Below are 16,328 nucleotides of genomic sequence, written 5' to 3'. Positions count from 1 at the left end.
GCTCCGCATGAGGCGATGATCGGCCAAGAACTACGCGAGCCAGTAGCTTCGATCGATAGGTAAAGACGCCCCCAAAAAAGCCAACCTTATTTCTCGGGAAGCGTCGCGCCGCAGAGTTACTGACTCGAGAGTAATGTCAGCGCGCTCGCTGCCGCAAGCTTGATACTCGCGTCTTCGTCGCTGTCGGCAATACCGCGAAGGTAGGTCAGCGTCTTGTCCCGATTGGACGAGAACTGAAAAGCGAGCACAAAGCAAGCGGTTGCCTGATCGGCTAAGCCCTTCTTCGCGTACACGTCTGCGAGATTGGCCCACGCGGACGTCCGCCCCGGTGCTTGGGAGAGCACCGTCCCGAGCTCGGCTTCGGAACGATCGAGATCGTTCGCTTTATAGAGCGCGAACGCAAGATTATTTCTGACTTCAACGTCCGATGGATCGGCAAGCACTGCCGTCTTGAGCGTTTCAGCTGCGCCGGTGGCGTCACCCGATTGCAGCGCCTTGAGGGCAACTTCATTCGTCGTTCTCGCCAGTTTGCGGTCTCCCTTCGCTGGCTTGGAGAGCGCCTCGATTTGAGCTTTCAAATCCGCGACTTTGACCGCATTCGCGGCGGCATTGATCATCTCTGAAAGCAACCCGGCCGCAGACGCGGGAGCCTTGACACCAAAGCTGCCTGTCGCAGAACCCACGTTGCTAGCTTGAAAACTGACGGGCCGAACGGCACTGGAGTCCTGCACACCCGCAGGTGCATCGCTAGCCGATTCGGAAACGGAAGCAGTCACGCGTTGGCTCTGCCCTGCATTCGTGCCTTCTGCGTCCGCAACGGTGGACGTCGCACTGGCAGCGGCGGCAGCGGTAGTCTGGACATTCTCGTTGTGCTGGTCTGATGGGCTCACGAGCGCCTCCTGCGTCGGTGCCTCCGTTTGAACGGCTGGAGACACAGAGGCAGGTGTAGCCGCGCCTACAGCCGCCATAGAATCTACGTCCTTCCTCTTCGAACCCGCCGCTCCTGCACCGATGAGGACAAGCAGAATAAGCGTCGCGGGAACCCAGATCTTAGGCTTCTTGAACGTCTGGAGGAGGCCGCCAGCTGCCTCATCGGCCCCAACTCCTTCGGAGCGATTCGGCGCAGAGGAGATTTGCGAGGTTTCCTGAACTTTCCGCAAGAGCCGCTGAACATCCTTCTGTTGAACGGCCAGCCATTTGCTGAATGTTTCAGTACCATCACCGGACGTCGTTTGAGCAATGTTCACGAAGAAGTCCTTGAACGCTTGCGTCTTCGACTTCGCGACACCCATACCTTCTAGTTCTATAAGTACGTCAAGCATTGAGCCAACAACCGATAGACGCAAAGATGCATCGGTTGGCTGCAGGATGAAAACGTCCTGAACGGCCTTGATGCCTCGGGCGGCCTCGTCAAAGGCGCTTTGGGCCGCGTCGCGGTTCTCGCCATAGGCGACATATTTTTTCTTCGCCGTCGCAAAGAAATACTGCATTGCGCGGGTCGCGGATTCCAAAAACTGGTTTCCGAGCACGACTCGTGAGTACGCGACATTTTTAGAGTCGCCAGCTTGGTCTGAAGCGCGCTCGATGTACTGCAGCGTCAATGCAAGACTCTTATCGAAGTTTGAGGGCTTCAGCAGACGCGCCTTGCAAAGCGCAAGATAAATCCACGCATCCGCCGAGAAAGGCGCAGACTGGGTCACGCAAGACGTCAGGCTTTTCTCGGCTTCCACGAAATCGTTGGCGAGGTATTGCGACAGCGCCACCTGATAGAAGCGGTCTTCTGTCGTGGCTTCTGTATCTCTCGCCAAGTGCTTGAAAAACTCTTCATCGACGTTGAGCGTTCCGCAGTAGTCACACGTGAACTTGCGTGCTGCAGAAGCGCTCGGTGCACCACATTGCTTGCATGTCAACGGGCTCATTGCGCACCTCACATAGGACGACGGAAGACGAGTTGATAGATTTTGAAGTCGCCGTCCTGAGTCGCTTGATTGAAAATCTTCAACAGCGCATCGAAACAACCACCTTTTACCTGCACGTCAAACGTGTATTGACCCTGCAGTTCCCAGCCGTCCCGCGCGTGCTCCTGAAGCAGGACTTCCAGTTGTGCTGTGACCTTGCGCCCCGCGTTGCCCTTGCGAACATCGGCCGTCGTGACTTCCGCCTTGAAATTAGTGACTTTGTATTCGTATTCCATTTTGTTTTCCGCTCTACTGGTTTTTTTTGGGCACCGGATCAGTGCCGCCTTCATAAAGCATCGGCCGACATCTGCACACACGGCCAACCGCCAATTTCCCCCCTCGTACCAATCCGTAACGCCTGATTGCCTGAAACGCGTATTTCGAGCACGACGGTGTGTAAATGCATTGGGCAGACGCGCGAAGACGAGCACCGACGTGTCCGCGCCGATATCTGACGATTTGCCATAGCAGCAGTCTGGTCAGCGTCACGACTGACTCCTGAAATCCTGCAGAATCCGCGAGCGGCGTCCCACAAGTTCGTCGAGTTGTCGCACCGAAGCACGGGTGACGGACACGTCGTTCGCATCGGCGAAAGCTGCGATCAACGCGTTCAGTTCGGCATCGACCCCGTGACTCACCTCCCGTGCGGGCGATGGCCCGTAGCGGACTTTGTTGGCGACCTTATCGACCGCTTCGCGGAGCGATTCGTCACTCAGGCTGTCGCGCAGATCCACGAGGCGGTTGAATAGGATTCGGTTATGCCCACGATCGTGATCGTTGCATGTCACGGCGTCGATCCGCTTTTGACTCACGCGGATCAAAATCTGCGCAGACACAAAGCCGCCGCACGCGAGTACGTCGAGTGCGTAGGCCACGGACGGCAAATCATAGGTCGCAGCCCAGAGCGCTGTGACGGCGCACGCGATGAGGAGTCCGCTAACGAAGTATTGTGGCCCGAGCGATGCGATCGTACTCGCATTGCTTGCGGTCGCCCGAGCCGATCCGGGTGCGACGAAAAGCGAAAACACGCTGAGACCAAGCATGACGAGATTCACATAGACCGCTGTCGTGACGACAGCAGCAGGCAGAAGCAAAATCAACGCGCCATTGAGACTCAACGCGATGATCGCCCCCGCGCCGACAACAAGCGCTCTCATTCACGACCCCAATATCAGTGACTTTTGCTGAGCGAACTCTTCGTCGGTGAGAATACCGGCGCTCTTCAACTCGGAAAGCTCTTTGAGCTGCTTGATCTTCTCTTCCATCGACAGACGAGGTTGCCCAGCCGGTGACGGAACCTCGATCGACGGGACGATTTTGGCTAACTCTCTGGCCATACCGCTTCCGAGATTGATGCCCATTCCGGCACCAAAGCCTGCGCCGATTAGCGAGCCGGCGGCCCCTTCATTCGAAGCGGCTGCCTGCAGAATATCGAGGCTGCGTTGCTGCTGATAGTCGAATCCCAGAATGGACATTTCGGCGCGCTTGGCCAGCGCCTCGCGGAGTTTCGCGACTCCAGCGTCGTCTTCCGGTACGTTGATTGAATGGATGCTGAACTGGGGAATCGTGACGCCATATTCCTGAGCGTGCGGTAGCATCGATTGCCTGACTTTCTCGGAGATGGCTTCGATACTCGCGTTCACTTCTAGAATGGACAGCCGGTCGCTGCTCACCGCGCGCGCGACTTCTCCTTTGATTCGCTTGATGAGTTCTCCGCTCAGGTAGCGGGAAATATCCTCTGCATCGAAAGACTGGAGCGTTCCAACGATCTTGTTTAGAAACAACTTGCTGTTTTCAATGCGGATGCCGTACTGGCCGAACGACCTAACGGGGACCATGATGCCAAATTTCGGATCCTGAAGCTGGATCGGATCCGGGGTGCCCCACTTGACGTTCAAGTTGGTCGCCCTATTGACGTACCAGACCTCAGCTGTGAAAGGGCTGCGGCCGCCGAAAGGAAGTCCAAACAGGTTGCGGATGACCGGAATATTTTCCGTCGAGAGAGTGTGTCTGCCTGGGCCAAAGGGGCCTTCATAGACGCCCCCTCGAACCAGAAAGGCCTCCTGCGACTCATTGACGATGAGTTGGGTCCACGTCGACAGTTCTTGGGAGGGGCATTTCCACACCACTGACGCGTCGCTCTGCGCGTCCCACTTCACCAAGTCAAGTATTGCCATCTTCTCGTGCGTTGTTATTCAGTTGATATGCCCGATCATCGCCAGACGTCCGTATCGCAACAGTGCAGGACCTTAGCGTTGCAGTCCCGGGTACCCAGGATAAGCAAGCGCGTCTGTTGTGGGATAAAGAAACCGCCAGATCCGTGCTCGCGTGTGCGTCCGCTATTATTTTTATAACGATATGCTTACAAAGGTAATTGCATCTGCTCACTCGGTTTATAACGACCGAATTTTTGGAAACTTTAGGGCGTGATGATTGATCGGACGGGAGGTTTGATGACAAAAGATATGTAGTGGGCATCTGGTGCTCCCATTTCGGAGCGAAACCGACGTCTTAATGCCAGAGACGACTCGTGGGCGCCCGGTTATCGATGTCGGCAGTACGCGTTCGTCCACCTTGCCGGAAGCTGCCATTGAAGGCTGCAACGTCAGCTCTAGGGTAGGTTCATCGCACCGGTGCTCTCGGTCAAAAAACCGCTGGTTTGCATGCATTGCTGGAGGGCGTTCAGGCGTTGGTTCGACGCCGTTAGCTGTCGACGGGTTCACAGTTACGCGACCGCCTGCAACGGGCCGATTTCAGCTATTTTGAACGGGGTGCAGCTTACATTGAGGTCCGCGACCAAGATATGTCGGCGCAACCGACAAGTCTCGATGTTGTGGCGTTAGGCTGCGCGATGCCAGCGTCGGAAAAGATCACCGACCGCAGCCACACAGGTCCAGTCGATCCAAAAGATTTCCGGGCTCATGGCGTCTTCGCACACACCAGGTCGCTCGAAGCGCAATTTGAGTGAATGGCGTTTTGGCGCGCTCTGTAGCTTTGGACATGCTCCGCGCCGAAGCCGCGCTGCCAGACGCCAAGTGACGTTTCCGGGACGCCACATGTCGAATTTCTTGTTATGCGCAGGTCCGACAATCGGACTTTCCAATTTCGGTGCTGCGCAGTTTGGGGGCGGCGACAGGGGGAGCGTCGAAAGTGGGCGGTGACGAGCCGTTTCGCAAGCTACATCGACTCGGGGCGGTACGCTCCGGTCCTCCGGTCGGGATGTCAAAACTAGCAATGCCCATCGTGAAGACGCCGGCGAATGCTACGTCGATTGATGCTTGCAACGTTTCGGCTGCCGTCGGGCCAATAGCAGTCAGTCGGCTTTTCAAGCAAGGTCGTCGACAATGTAGTGTTGCGCCACCCTTAAAACCACGCGACGCAGATGAATGCCGAGGTATCGGTGGACGAGATCGTTGGCTGCGCCTGACGGCGCAGCCAGAGGTTGGGAATCGCCGTAGTAGATTTTACGCGTGAGTCATGCAATCAACTGCGGCATTGTCCTGGAGGTAGCCACAGATTGACGCGAAGTCGATGCCTCGTTCCTTGAGCAGTGCGCCTGCATTTGCTTGCCAAACGAGGTCCCCCTGCTCAAAGAAGGTCGATCGTAGCTCGCGCACGGTTTGCAACGCAGTCTCGGCCCATTTCTGAAAATGACCGAGCTCCCAATAGAGCAGTCCTTCTGCGTGCGGCACTGCGGCCTTCCGAATGTTTCGAGCCGGCGATACCAATACAGGCAGATACTCGCAACCTTCAGACTCCTTGACGTGCGCCCTCATCCAATCCGGATGTGACGTCGCCTGCCGAGCCTTAGTGACATTCAGTTCCCCCTCTGCGGTGGTGTCGACATAGTCTTCGAAAACAATGCATCGCGACTCTGAAATCCACCAAGGGTCTGGCGACCCTTCCGCCTCAATTTTTCCGGAAATGAATCCCAACAGGTTGCCGAGTTCGGTCTGAGCCTGCTCGAACCGAGCGGGATCCAGAAGCCCTTCGAGGATCGACTTCTCTTTCTTCGCGAACTCGCGGTCGTGCGTAGCACCCAAGCGGGTTAGCTCGGCACCAATCCTTTCTACCTGCCGCTGCAGCGCGAAATCGGCAGCGTCAGCCGCGACAGCATCACTGACTTCTCGTCGAGCGAACGCAGTGAGCCAACTGATATCCGGCGCGCACTTGTAAGCCTCGCGGAAATAGTGCCGGGCCTTTGATTCAAGTGATGCGATGCCACAGTTCGCGCCCAGATAGCTGGCAGAACCAGCAAGGTAATTCCAGAGTGCCCGATACCCACGAAGCGTGGGTGCTGCGAGAGCGCCGAGCACCCGCTCTGCCGCGCCTACGGCTGCCTCATAGTCATGCCGCCACAACGCAGTTTGATAGTCGACCTCCCACGCCACCGCTGTTTGCAATTCCGCGATGGCAGGAAGGAACGTTTGCTGCTTGCGGTTCCGGTCATCCACGATCGACTGGTTGGCGGCCTCCCACGCTTTCCCGTTCTCAAGAAAGATCTCGAAGTTTTCGATCAATTCAGCGATCGTGGTGTCCTTAGACTGGAATGTGCCAAAAGCAATCTCCGCCTGCAGCTCAGGATGGAAGAACTCGCGCCGGCGAATGTCGGCAAGGTAGTCAGGCAGCTCCTCCCCGGACACCACGACTGCGGAGAAATCCTCCAGCGATCGTGTGCAACGGCCGATTGCCTGCACGACCCGAGTCTGGATTCGTTCGTTGTAGAGCGTATTCGCGCCCATCCGAGTCATCAGGAACCGTTCTTGGGAGTTCATTGCTTTGGGCAAGCCCTCGATGAACAAAAGGCGACATTCGTCCCCGGCAAAGTCAACGCCGTCGTACCGGTTTGCCACGACGGCTACAGCGTCCGGGCTACTCACAAATGTCGCCTTGGACTCCTCGATGTCGCCCGCACGAAATACCGGATAGCCAAGCGACTCATCGACCTGGTCTGCGATGGTGTCCGCCATTTTGTCGCTCGGCACGAGGACGACGCTGCGCCCCGCGCGCTTCATCAGTTCGGTTCGCAGCGTCGGAATCTCGGCACTGGTCAATGACATTTCAGGGAAGATGAAAAACCGTCGACCGACGCCCTGCGTGTCCCATCCCTTTGGGGCAGGCAATCTCCTGATCGACTTGCGACCTGTCAGCCGCTCGAGATCACCACCGACCCCCAGCGTCGCAGACATGTAGACACGCTGCCGAGCAACCTCGAATGCTGCGTGGGAGAATGTCGGCGGAAGCAACGGGCGGATCAGGATGTCCTGAGACGACAGATACACATGACATGCGTCAAGATGGTCACGCAGCAAAGACCATTGGTAGGCCAATTCATTACCTTGGGTGTGCGCATCCAGGATCTCGATCAATTGATCCTTGACGGCGAGGAGCGTGGGCGTTGCGAGCTTGTCGACCCAGGTCCGGTCGACCACGTCTTCCCAGACACCACGAAGACGCGACAGATCCGTCGGCGCTAGGTAATGCGCAAGTGCGTTTGTCACGGCCTGATGCAGTGCAACATGTGCTTCCTCAATCCGGCTGATACGAAGTGTCCAGTGAGCGGCAATGTAGTTTTCGCTGGCGTGCGCGTCATCGACGAATATGACGTCAGCGTTGTCAAAGAAAGTGTTCGTATTAAACAGGCCCGAATAGGTCGTGATTGCGACCTTTTGCGCCTGCTGGTAGTCAGCCCTGTTTGCCGGCGTGTAGTCCCGCTGTTTGCCCACAAAGGTCGCGACCGACAAGCCATATTTTTCGTTAGCCTGCTCCGCCACCTGATGGACCAGTTGTCTCGTCGGACAAAGATATACGACACGCTCCTTGAATTTCCTGCGACGCCACTCCGCGATCAACAGTCCAACCAGCGTTTTGCCACTACCCGTCGGCAGTTGCAGAGCGACATCGGGATGATCAATGGCCTGCGCGGCGTAGGCTTGCATGATTTCCGCCTGATGCGGCAAGACATCAGGGAATTTTCGACGCGTGAGTTCACGGAACAACTTGTCGGGCGTCTCCGGAACAGACGCATCGATCGGTGGTGTTTTGAAGGCCATCTTTCTCAGTTCTTTTGGTTAAGGTGTCGTTCGCAATTTTATGATCCCGCCGGATAAAGCGCGATCTCCGTCACAGCCAACGTCTTCACCGGCACCAACGCAATATGTTCGAGGACTGGGATTGCCGGAAATGCCGGAGCCGTACTCGTCCACGCGGCAACCTAAGTCATCAGCGAGGGCGGAGAGTACCGCCTTCGCAAGAGACGCTCTGCCGGCTGTGCCGCCCAGTCGGTTCAATGACTTCCGCATTGGGTCGACGGTCCGTTCCGGGTCCGATTTCAGACATTCGAACGGGGGAAAGTCTGCGACAAGTCGGCGCAACCGACAAATCGCGATGTTGCGGCGTACGCTGCGCGTTGCCTGCGCTTGTGCCGGAGAAGATACCGATCGCAGGCAAACAAAGGACCGGGCGATCACATAGATTTCCGGGCCCATCGAAATCGCGTCGTTCCGGCACTCGGGCTCGCATACGTCGCAATTGTGCTAAGACGTCTTGCAGCTCATGGCTTGGCGTGCTGTCTCGACTTTGCGCGCTGCAAAGTTTGCAACACCTGTGCAACTCAGCCGCAACTCACAAACGTGGATTTCGGGGAATTTTGCACGACCGTGCGGAAGGCTGAAAAGCTATAATATATTGTTTTTTCTAGCAAAGTTGGTGGCAGCATGGCCCTGATGATTACCGACGAGTGCATCAATTGCGACGTATGCGAGCCCGAGTGCCCGAACGACGCGATTTCGATGGGCCCGGAAATCTACGTGATTGACCCAAAGAAGTGCACTGAGTGCGTCGGTCATTTCGACGAACCGCAGTGCATCCAGGTGTGTCCGGTCGAGTGCATTCCGCGCGATCCCGAGCACCTCGAAACGCCGGAAGGCTTGATGGCGAAATACCACGCGCTGCAGGCGGCAAAGAGCGCGTGATGTTCTTGCGGTGAAAACGCGAAGCGGCGAGGCACGGGCCTCGCCGTTTTTTTTGCGCAGATCCGCTCAGCCGATGTAAGCGCTGAAGATGTCGCGCAATGCGTCGAGCAGAACGCCGCATTCCGCGTCGGTACCGACCGAAATGCGCAGGTGCTGGTCGATTCTCGGTGCGTTGAAGTGGCGCACGAAAATTTCCCTTTCACGAAGGAGCGATACGAGCATTGCCGCGTCGTAGGCCTCATGACGCGCAAACAGCAGATTAGCTGCCGACGGCACGACGTCGAAGCCTAGCGCCGTTAGTCCCGCGCTCAATCGCTCGCGGCTTGCAATTACCTTTGCGCAGGTGTCGCGAAACCACCGGTCGTCTTCGTAAGCCGCGCGCGCGGCGACTTGTGCGAGGCGGTCGAGCGGATACGAATTGAAGCTGTCTTTTACACGATTGAGCGCGTCGATCAGCTCCGCGTTGCCAAAGGCGAAGCCGACGCGCATGCCTGCCAGCGAGCGCGACTTGGACACTGTCTGCACGACGAGCAGATTCGGATAGCGGTCGATCAGTCCGATCGCCGATTCGGCGCCGAAGTCCACATAGGCCTCGTCGATTACCACAACGGAATCCGCGCTTTTCTTTACGAGGCGCTCAATATCGGCGAGCGGCAACGGACGTCCGGTGGGCGCATTCGGATTCGGAAACAGGATGCCGCCGTTCGCAATGGCGTAGTCGTCGACGTTGATCGCGAAACTGTCGTCGAGCGGAATCGTCTGGTAGTCGACCTCGAAAAGCCTCGCGTACGTGGGATAGAAGCTGTACGTGATGTCAGGGAACAGCAGAGGCTTATCGTGCTTCAGCAAAGCCTGGAAGGTGAGCGCAAGCACTTCATCTGAGCCGTTGCCCGCAAACACCTGATCCGCACGGATGCCGTGATAGGCGGCGACCGTTTCACGCAACTTGAACGCGGTGGGGTCCGGGTAGCGGCGCAGCGACTCGCCGGCGTCGCCGAGTTCCTGACGAATCGCCTCGAGCACGCGGGGCGACGGAGGGTAGGGATTCTCGTTGGTGTTCAGCTTGACCGGACGGGCGAGCAGGGGCTGTTCGCCCGGCACATACGGCGTCAGACGGTGAACAATGTCACTCCAGTATCGGCTCAAAGCGCTCTCCTATCGTTGCAACGCGGTTGATTGGGGTTGGCGCTCCGGCCGCTCTTGCTGCTCTGGAACGAGGCAGCGCTGCTTCATCCCAACCTGCGCCGCCAGCAACACAGCTTAAGAATTGCGATGCAGTTGCATCATTGCCCGTTCAAGCTCGCCTTTAATGATCTGCGGCATGACTGCCAACGCGCGCTCGATGGACGCGTCGATCGCGTCCTGCTCTTCACGGCGCGGCGGTTTCAGGACGTAGTTCGCCACGTCGGGCTTGGCGCCCGCGCGCGCACTTTCGGGAATCAGGTCGCGTGGATGCCCGATGCCGATGCGCAGCCGCCAATATTGCTGCGACGACAAATGCGCGGTGATGTCCTTCAAGCCATTGTGTCCGCCGCTCCCCCCGCCGAGCTTAAGCTTGACGCTGCCGGGCGGCATGTCGAGTTCGTCGTGCGCGACGAGTATCTCGTCGGGAAGAATCTTGAAGAACTGCGCCACCGCTACGACGGACTGACCCGAGCGGTTCATATAAGTCTGCGGCTCCAGCAGATGCACTTCCTCGTCGTGGAGTCGGGCCTTCGAGTAGAAGCCATGGAAGCGCCGCTCATCGCGCAGCGTCGTGCCCGCCTCGCGCGCCAGTTGATCCACAAGCCAGGAGCCGGCGTTATGGCGCGTCGCAGTGTACTCGGCGCCCGGATTGCCGAGGCCGACGATCAGCTTGATCATGATTGAGTGGGTCCATCTGGCCCGCAAGCCAAACGCGGCCGGGCCGAAATAACCGAAAAAAAACCCGCCGGGGCGAACCTCGGCGGGTCACATCGATCGTCTCATTGAAACGGATCGAGAGGATTACTTGCTCACTGCGCGAGGCGCACTCAAGCAGCCGGCGTTTCGCCTTCACCAGCGGCGGCGTCGCTTTCGGACACTGCGCCAGCCGGGATCGTTGCAGCAGCGACCACCGGGTTTTCTGCTTCGACGTGAGCAACCAGCGACACGCCTGCCGGCAGCGGGATGTCTTTAGCGTGAACCGATTGACCAGCTTCGATCTTGGCCAGGTCGACTTCAATGAATTCAGGCAGTGCCGACGGCAGGCACTCGATTTCCAGTTCATTGACGACGTGCGAGATCACCGCGCTCGCCAGCTTCACAGCCGGGTTGCTTTCCTGGTTCATGAAGTGCAGCGGTACCTTGGTGTGCAGCTTCTTCGATGCGTCGACACGCTGGAAGTCCACGTGCAGCACGAGCTGACGGAACGGGTGATATTGCACGTCGCGCAGCAGAACCTGTTGCGACTTGCCACCAACTTCCAGATCGAGGATCGACGAGTGGAAAACTTCTTTCTTCAGCGCGTGCCACAGCGCGTTGTGGTCCAGTTCGACCAATTGCGTTTCAGCACCAGCGCCATATACGATGCCCGGGGTCTTGCCCGAGTTACGCAGGCGGCGGCTCGCACCCGTACCTTGCAAAGAACGCTCGAAAGCGACAACTTTCATTTTGAATCTCCAATGCACTGCCCGCGACCAGGCAGTAAAAACGGGGCCCGCAAGCCGTTATGGCTGAGGCCCCAGAGCTGCGGCATGAACCTTCGTTCGTTCACGCCGATTGTGCAAAAGCGCGTGTTTCGCATGAAGCGATACACCGCGCCTTCGCAAATACTTAACTTTCAGCGAACAGCGACATGACCGAATCGCCGCGGCGGATCCGCGAGAACGTTTCGGCAAGCAGGCCGGCGCTGGTCAACGAACGGATCTTCGCGCACGAGCGGGCTTCTTCACCGAGCGGGATCGTGTCCGTGACAACGAGTTCGTCGAGTGCGGATGCGGCAATGCGCTCGCCGGCGCCGCCCGACAGAACCGGGTGAGTGGCATAAGCGAAAACCTGCTTCGCGCCACGTTCCTTCAAAACCTGAGCCGCCTTGCAAAGGGTGCCGGCGGTGTCGACCATGTCGTCCATGATCACGCAGGTCCGGCCTTCCACTTCACCGATGATGTTCATCACCTCGGCAACGTTCGCCTTCGGGCGACGTTTGTCGATGATCGCGAGGTCGCAGTTCAACTGCTTCGCCAATGCCCGGGCACGAACCACGCCGCCGACGTCCGGCGAAACGACCAGCAGGTTCTCGTAATTCTGCTTGCGCAGATCGCCGAGCAGCACAGGCGTAGCGTAGATGTTGTCGACGGGGATGTCGAAGAAGCCTTGAATCTGGTCGGCGTGCAGATCCATCGTGATGATCCGCTCGACGCCTGCGATTTCCAGCATGTTCGCCACGATTTTCGCCGAGATGGCGACGCGCGCCGAACGAGGGCGGCGATCCTGACGTGCATAACCGAAGTAGGGGATGGCTGCCGTGATCCGACCGGCCGATGCGCGCTTGAGCGCGTCGACCATGATCATCAGTTCCATCAGGTTGTCATTCGCCGGTGCGCACGTGGACTGCAGAACAAAGACGTCTTTGCCACGCACGTTTTCCTGAATCTCGACCTGGATTTCACCGTCCGAGAAACGGCTAACCATTGCTTTGCCGAGGGGAATACCGAGGATTTTGACGACTTCCTGTGCAAGCGCGGGATTTGCGTTGCCAGTAAAAACCATCAGGCCGTCATGGCTGCTCATCGTGCACCTGCTTCAGGCTGGGGGCGAGGGGAAATGCGAGAAATTATTGGCAGGGGAGAAAGGATTCGAACCTTTGCATGCCGGAATCAAAATCCGGTGCCTTAACCAGCTTGGCGACTCCCCTACACTAACTTTGAGCTCCGCCGAACGTGGAGTTTCGTTCGACGATGCAAAACTTATGACGCGAAAGCAAAGAGTGGATGTTGTTCCAGACTGGCGGCCACTGCGCTGTTCCATTCGCCTGGCAGTTTAGCTTGCACCGCTTCTGCTTCAGCTTTACTACGGAACGCTGCAAAGACACTTGCACCAGATCCGGACATCCGCGCCGGCGCGACGTTTTCAAACCATCGCAGCACTTGCGCTACTTCCGCGTACTTTCCGACGACAACCTGCTGCATGTCATTACGGCCAAAGCTCTCTGGCCATTCAGTGTTGCAGCTAAGTTCTGCAGGAAAGTCCGTAATTGTGAGGGCTTTTGAATCTCTTGTCAACGCTTTTTCGGAAAAAATCGCTGCAGTCGGAACATGAACCCTCGGCGTCACTACCAGGAAATGACGCGGCGGCAATTGTACAACGTCTAAAGCTTCACCGACACCCTGGGCAAACGCATTTTTTCCAAAAACAAAAAATGGCACATCGGCGCCGAGCTTCAATGCCAGCGCCTGCAATTCCAGCCGCGGCACGTTCAATTTCCAAAGCCGGTTCAGCGCGAGCAGCGTGGTGGCGGCGTCCGAACTGCCGCCGCCAAGCCCTGCGCCCATAGGCAGGCGCTTTTCGATTTCGATGTCGACGCCTTCCGGCGAGCCTGTATGCGCTTTCAAAAGCGTGGCGGCGCGCACGGTGAGGTCGTGTTCGGGGGGAACGTCGGCGATTTCGGTGCTACGCGTGATGAGGCCATCGGCTCGACGCCTGAAGTGCAGCGTGTCGCCCCAGTCGAGTAGCTGGAAGACCGTTTGCAGCGTGTGATAGCCGTCCGGCCGGCGCCCGGTAATGTGCAGAAAGAGGTTGAGTTTCGCTGGCGCGAGGCAATCGCGCAGCGAGTCGGTCGTTTCGATCATGTCGAGGCTGCATGCGCCGAGATGGCGCCGAATAAGCGGCAAGAGCGCGAGACGCGCGTTTTACTGGTCCAGTACAAGCTTGATGTCGAGCGGCGGCTCCGAGCGCGTCAGATTCACCCGCTTTACGCCAGTAGCCGGCGCTTCGGCGTAGGCAAGATAGTCGATCGTCCAGCCGTCCTGAGTGATTTCCTTGAAGCGTGACGGCTGTTCCGGGTCCCGTTCCGTCTTGGCACGCGAGGTGGGCGCGGGCGAAGGCTGCAGCCAGTAACGCAATCCTTCGACGGGAAGTGCGAAGCCGAGCGCGTTCTGCATCAACGTGGAGACGTTGTCAGCGGTGAGCGGTTGGCGGTTCGGCAATTCAAGCGTGGCCGAAGCCGGCGACGACGTGACGATCGCGAGTGTCTGCCCAAGCGGATTGCGCAATTGCAAGGTCACCGTGTCGCCCGTTTCCTGCCACGAGAAATTGCCGTACGCGTTGCGCTGCTGGCCGTTCTGATCGTTGTACTGGACGGCGAAACGGCCCTGGTAAGCACGGCTCGTTTGCGCGGTCACCGCGGTCGCCGCATTCGACGTGGACGGCCCCTGCGGTTTCACCGAGGCGCAGCCGACCAGTGTTACGACGGCCGCCGCAGCGAGACCGAGCGCCGCGCGACGCGGCGCCCATGAAAAAGAATTGAAACGGGAAATACGCATCAAAGATCGTTCACCTGAAGACGTTGCAGCGTTTTGACGAGCGTTTCGTTGTTGGGTTCGAGCTTGCGAGCTTCGCGGAAAGCGGCGCGGGCCTGGTCCTGATCGCCGGCTTTCCACAGCACCTCGCCGAGATGCGCGCCGATCTCAGCGTTCGGCTGAATGTCGTAGGCCTTGCGCAGCACCTTGATCGCGTCCGACGTATTGCCCATGCGGTACTTGACCCAGCCGACGCTGTCCATGATGAACGCGTCGTTCGGCGCAAGCGACGACGCCTTCTCGACCAGCTTGTCCGCTTCCGCTAGACGCTGATTGCGATCGGCAAGCGAATAGCCCAACGCGTTGTACGCCTGGGGATTGTCTGGTTGCGTCTGAATGAGCTTGCGCAACTGCGCTTCCATGACGTCGAAGTGGCCGTTCTTTTCGGCCGCCATGGCGTAGTCATAGCTCAGATCCGGGTCGTCCGGAAATGCCGCCGTGGCTTGCTGCAGGCGCGTTTCCGCCTCAGGGTAGCGCTTCGCGTCGAACAGGATGGCTGCGTCGGTGCGTGCGACCAACGCCTGGTCGCGCGGATCGGCTGGCCGAAGATTGGCCAATTGGCGGCGCGCGTCGTCAGGCTTGCCTTGCTTCGCGAGCAGCTGCGCGCGCGTGATCTGCGCGGGCATGTACTGCTGGCTCGACGGCGAAATCTTGTCTAGCCAGTCGGCGGCGGCCGCTTCGTTCTTCTGTTCGAGCGCCAACTGCGCCAGATAGATATACGCTTGCCCCGCATCCGCGCCAGGCGTTTTCTCGGCTTGCTGCGCGTACTGCGTGAGATACGTCTGCGCCTCGGCGAAGTTCTTCTGCTGGATCTTGATGAGTGCGAGCGCCATGAGCGGCGTGAGGTCGTTCGCATTCGCCTTGTGCATGATCTCGAACTGCTTTTGCGCGTCGTCCAGGCGGTCGCTTGCGAGATACATTTGCGCGAGCGCGAGACGCGCGTCATGCGACTTCGGGTTTTGCTGCACGTATTTTTCGAGCGACGCGATTCCTTCCTTGCGTTCCTCGGGGCCCATTTGCGACAGCATCAGCGCGGCGGGCAAATAGTCAGGCTTAAGCGCAAGCGCCTGTTCCAGCGACTTGCGAGCACCCGGCGCGTCATTGGAAACGAGTTGCTGACGTGCGACGGCCAGCTGCGCTTCCGGCCGGTTCATATCGTTCTTCAGCAGGTCCTGCAACACATGCAGGCCGCCGATGCGATTCGGTCCGCGAGAAATCAGCAACTGGAGCGCAAGAATTGCGCTGCCGCGATTCTGCGCGGGCACCTTCTCGAGTTCACGCGCAAGCAACGGCGCTGCGTCATCGGGCTTGCCCGACAGTACCAGCAGCGACGCGTCGAGTTGTGCGGCCCGCTCCGAGCCTGGCGCATACTGCTGCCACAATTGCGCGGCGGCCAACGCGTCCGACGGGCTTTGCGCGGCCAGCGCGATTTCAGTGGCGCGCTGCGCCATGCGCGGATCGTGCGTGTCGCGCGCAAGCGCGAGGTACGTCTGATAAGCAGGCGCAGGCTGATTACGCTGCAACGCGACTTCGGCGGCGAGCACCTGGAATACGATCTGGCTCGTCAGTTGCACGTTCGGCAGCGCTTTCTGTTCTTCCGCTGACGGCGGGCCGAGCGGGTCGGACAGCGTGACCGAGGTGTCGTCCGACTCCGGCGATGGGTCCTGCGCGTGCGCGGGCAGCGCGGCGAACGCCCAAAGCGCGAGCGCGGCCACACCCAGCGAGCGCCGCGCGGACACTGCGTGCGGCACGCGGGACGCGCTAGCCGGGCGCTTCGAAAACAGCTTCACGAAGGACAAGTTCATGGAAATCCGTTCAATGTTTCGGACGATTGTAACGCGCTCGCTACAATACGCGCA

General features: G+C 58.6%; 14 protein-coding genes and 1 tRNA gene. 1 reads left to right on the top strand and 14 read right to left on the bottom strand.

Going from position 1 to position 16,328, the window contains the following annotated elements:
- Nucleotides 1-116: 116 nt before the first annotated feature.
- The 6 genes from H281_RS0110080 to H281_RS0110060 form a co-directional block, all read right to left on the bottom strand.
- Complete coding sequence (locus tag H281_RS0110080; protein ID WP_020066986.1) at nt 117-1,919, bottom strand: tetratricopeptide repeat protein; 1,803 nt, start codon at nt 1,917-1,919, stop codon at nt 117-119.
- Nucleotides 1,920-1,927: 8 nt separating this feature from the next.
- Complete coding sequence (locus H281_RS34505) at nt 1,928-2,194, bottom strand: hypothetical protein (RefSeq protein WP_020066985.1); 267 nt, start codon at nt 2,192-2,194, stop codon at nt 1,928-1,930.
- Between the two features lie 13 nt (nt 2,195-2,207).
- Entirely contained in the window at nt 2,208-2,447 is a 240-nt protein-coding gene (yidD, locus tag H281_RS35925; protein ID WP_241077859.1) for a membrane protein insertion efficiency factor YidD, read from the bottom strand.
- Complete coding sequence (locus H281_RS0110070; RefSeq protein WP_020066984.1) at nt 2,444-3,115, bottom strand: hypothetical protein; 672 nt, start codon at nt 3,113-3,115, stop codon at nt 2,444-2,446. The genes yidD and H281_RS0110070 overlap by 4 nt, the downstream gene beginning before the upstream one ends.
- Nucleotides 3,116-4,135 carry an SPFH domain-containing protein gene (locus H281_RS34500; RefSeq protein ID WP_020066983.1) on the bottom strand — a complete coding sequence of 340 codons (1,020 nt, stop codon included), beginning with the start codon at nt 4,133-4,135 and terminating at the stop codon, nt 3,116-3,118. It abuts the gene before it with no gap.
- Nucleotides 4,136-5,422: 1,287 nt separating this feature from the next.
- Entirely contained in the window at nt 5,423-8,011 is a 2,589-nt protein-coding gene (locus tag H281_RS0110060; protein ID WP_020066982.1) for a DEAD/DEAH box helicase, read from the bottom strand.
- Nucleotides 8,012-8,674: 663 nt separating this feature from the next.
- On the opposite strand from H281_RS0110060, the gene H281_RS0110055 reads away from it, so the two are divergent.
- Nucleotides 8,675-8,932 (top strand): YfhL family 4Fe-4S dicluster ferredoxin, encoded by a 258-nt coding sequence (locus H281_RS0110055; RefSeq protein WP_013337947.1) that lies wholly within the window; start codon nt 8,675-8,677, stop codon nt 8,930-8,932.
- A gap of 66 nt (nt 8,933-8,998) precedes the next feature.
- Here H281_RS0110055 and hisC read toward each other — a convergent pair whose 3' ends face one another.
- The 8 genes from hisC to H281_RS0110015 form a co-directional block, all read right to left on the bottom strand.
- A complete protein-coding gene (gene hisC, locus H281_RS0110050) occupies nt 8,999-10,078 on the bottom strand; it encodes a histidinol-phosphate transaminase (protein WP_020066981.1) in 1,080 nt (359 codons plus the stop codon).
- A 114-nt stretch (nt 10,079-10,192) separates the two neighbouring features.
- Nucleotides 10,193-10,795 carry an aminoacyl-tRNA hydrolase gene (pth, locus tag H281_RS0110045; protein ID WP_020066980.1) on the bottom strand — a complete coding sequence of 201 codons (603 nt, stop codon included), beginning with the start codon at nt 10,793-10,795 and terminating at the stop codon, nt 10,193-10,195.
- Nucleotides 10,796-10,944: 149 nt separating this feature from the next.
- Nucleotides 10,945-11,562, bottom strand: a complete 618-nt coding sequence (locus H281_RS0110040) for a 50S ribosomal protein L25/general stress protein Ctc (RefSeq protein ID WP_020066979.1) — start codon at nt 11,560-11,562, stop codon at nt 10,945-10,947.
- Nucleotides 11,563-11,725: 163 nt separating this feature from the next.
- Nucleotides 11,726-12,682: a ribose-phosphate pyrophosphokinase gene (locus H281_RS0110035; protein ID WP_006048037.1), complete on the bottom strand. Its 957-nt coding sequence runs from the start codon at nt 12,680-12,682 to the stop codon at nt 11,726-11,728.
- Nucleotides 12,683-12,729: 47 nt separating this feature from the next.
- Nucleotides 12,730-12,806, bottom strand: a tRNA-Gln gene (locus H281_RS0110030).
- A 52-nt stretch (nt 12,807-12,858) separates the two neighbouring features.
- Nucleotides 12,859-13,740 (bottom strand): 4-(cytidine 5'-diphospho)-2-C-methyl-D-erythritol kinase, encoded by an 882-nt coding sequence (gene ispE, locus H281_RS0110025; RefSeq protein ID WP_027804466.1) that lies wholly within the window; start codon nt 13,738-13,740, stop codon nt 12,859-12,861.
- A gap of 60 nt (nt 13,741-13,800) precedes the next feature.
- Nucleotides 13,801-14,433: a lipoprotein insertase outer membrane protein LolB gene (gene lolB, locus H281_RS0110020; protein WP_020066976.1), complete on the bottom strand. Its 633-nt coding sequence runs from the start codon at nt 14,431-14,433 to the stop codon at nt 13,801-13,803.
- Complete coding sequence (locus tag H281_RS0110015) at nt 14,433-16,274, bottom strand: tetratricopeptide repeat protein (RefSeq protein WP_020066975.1); 1,842 nt, start codon at nt 16,272-16,274, stop codon at nt 14,433-14,435. The genes lolB and H281_RS0110015 overlap by 1 nt, the downstream gene beginning before the upstream one ends.
- Nucleotides 16,275-16,328: the final 54 nt, after the last annotated feature.

Source organism: Paraburkholderia caledonica, assembly GCF_000383275.1.
GTDB lineage: Bacteria > Pseudomonadota > Gammaproteobacteria > Burkholderiales > Burkholderiaceae > Paraburkholderia > Paraburkholderia caledonica.
This window is presented reverse-complemented; position numbering and strand designations above follow the sequence as displayed.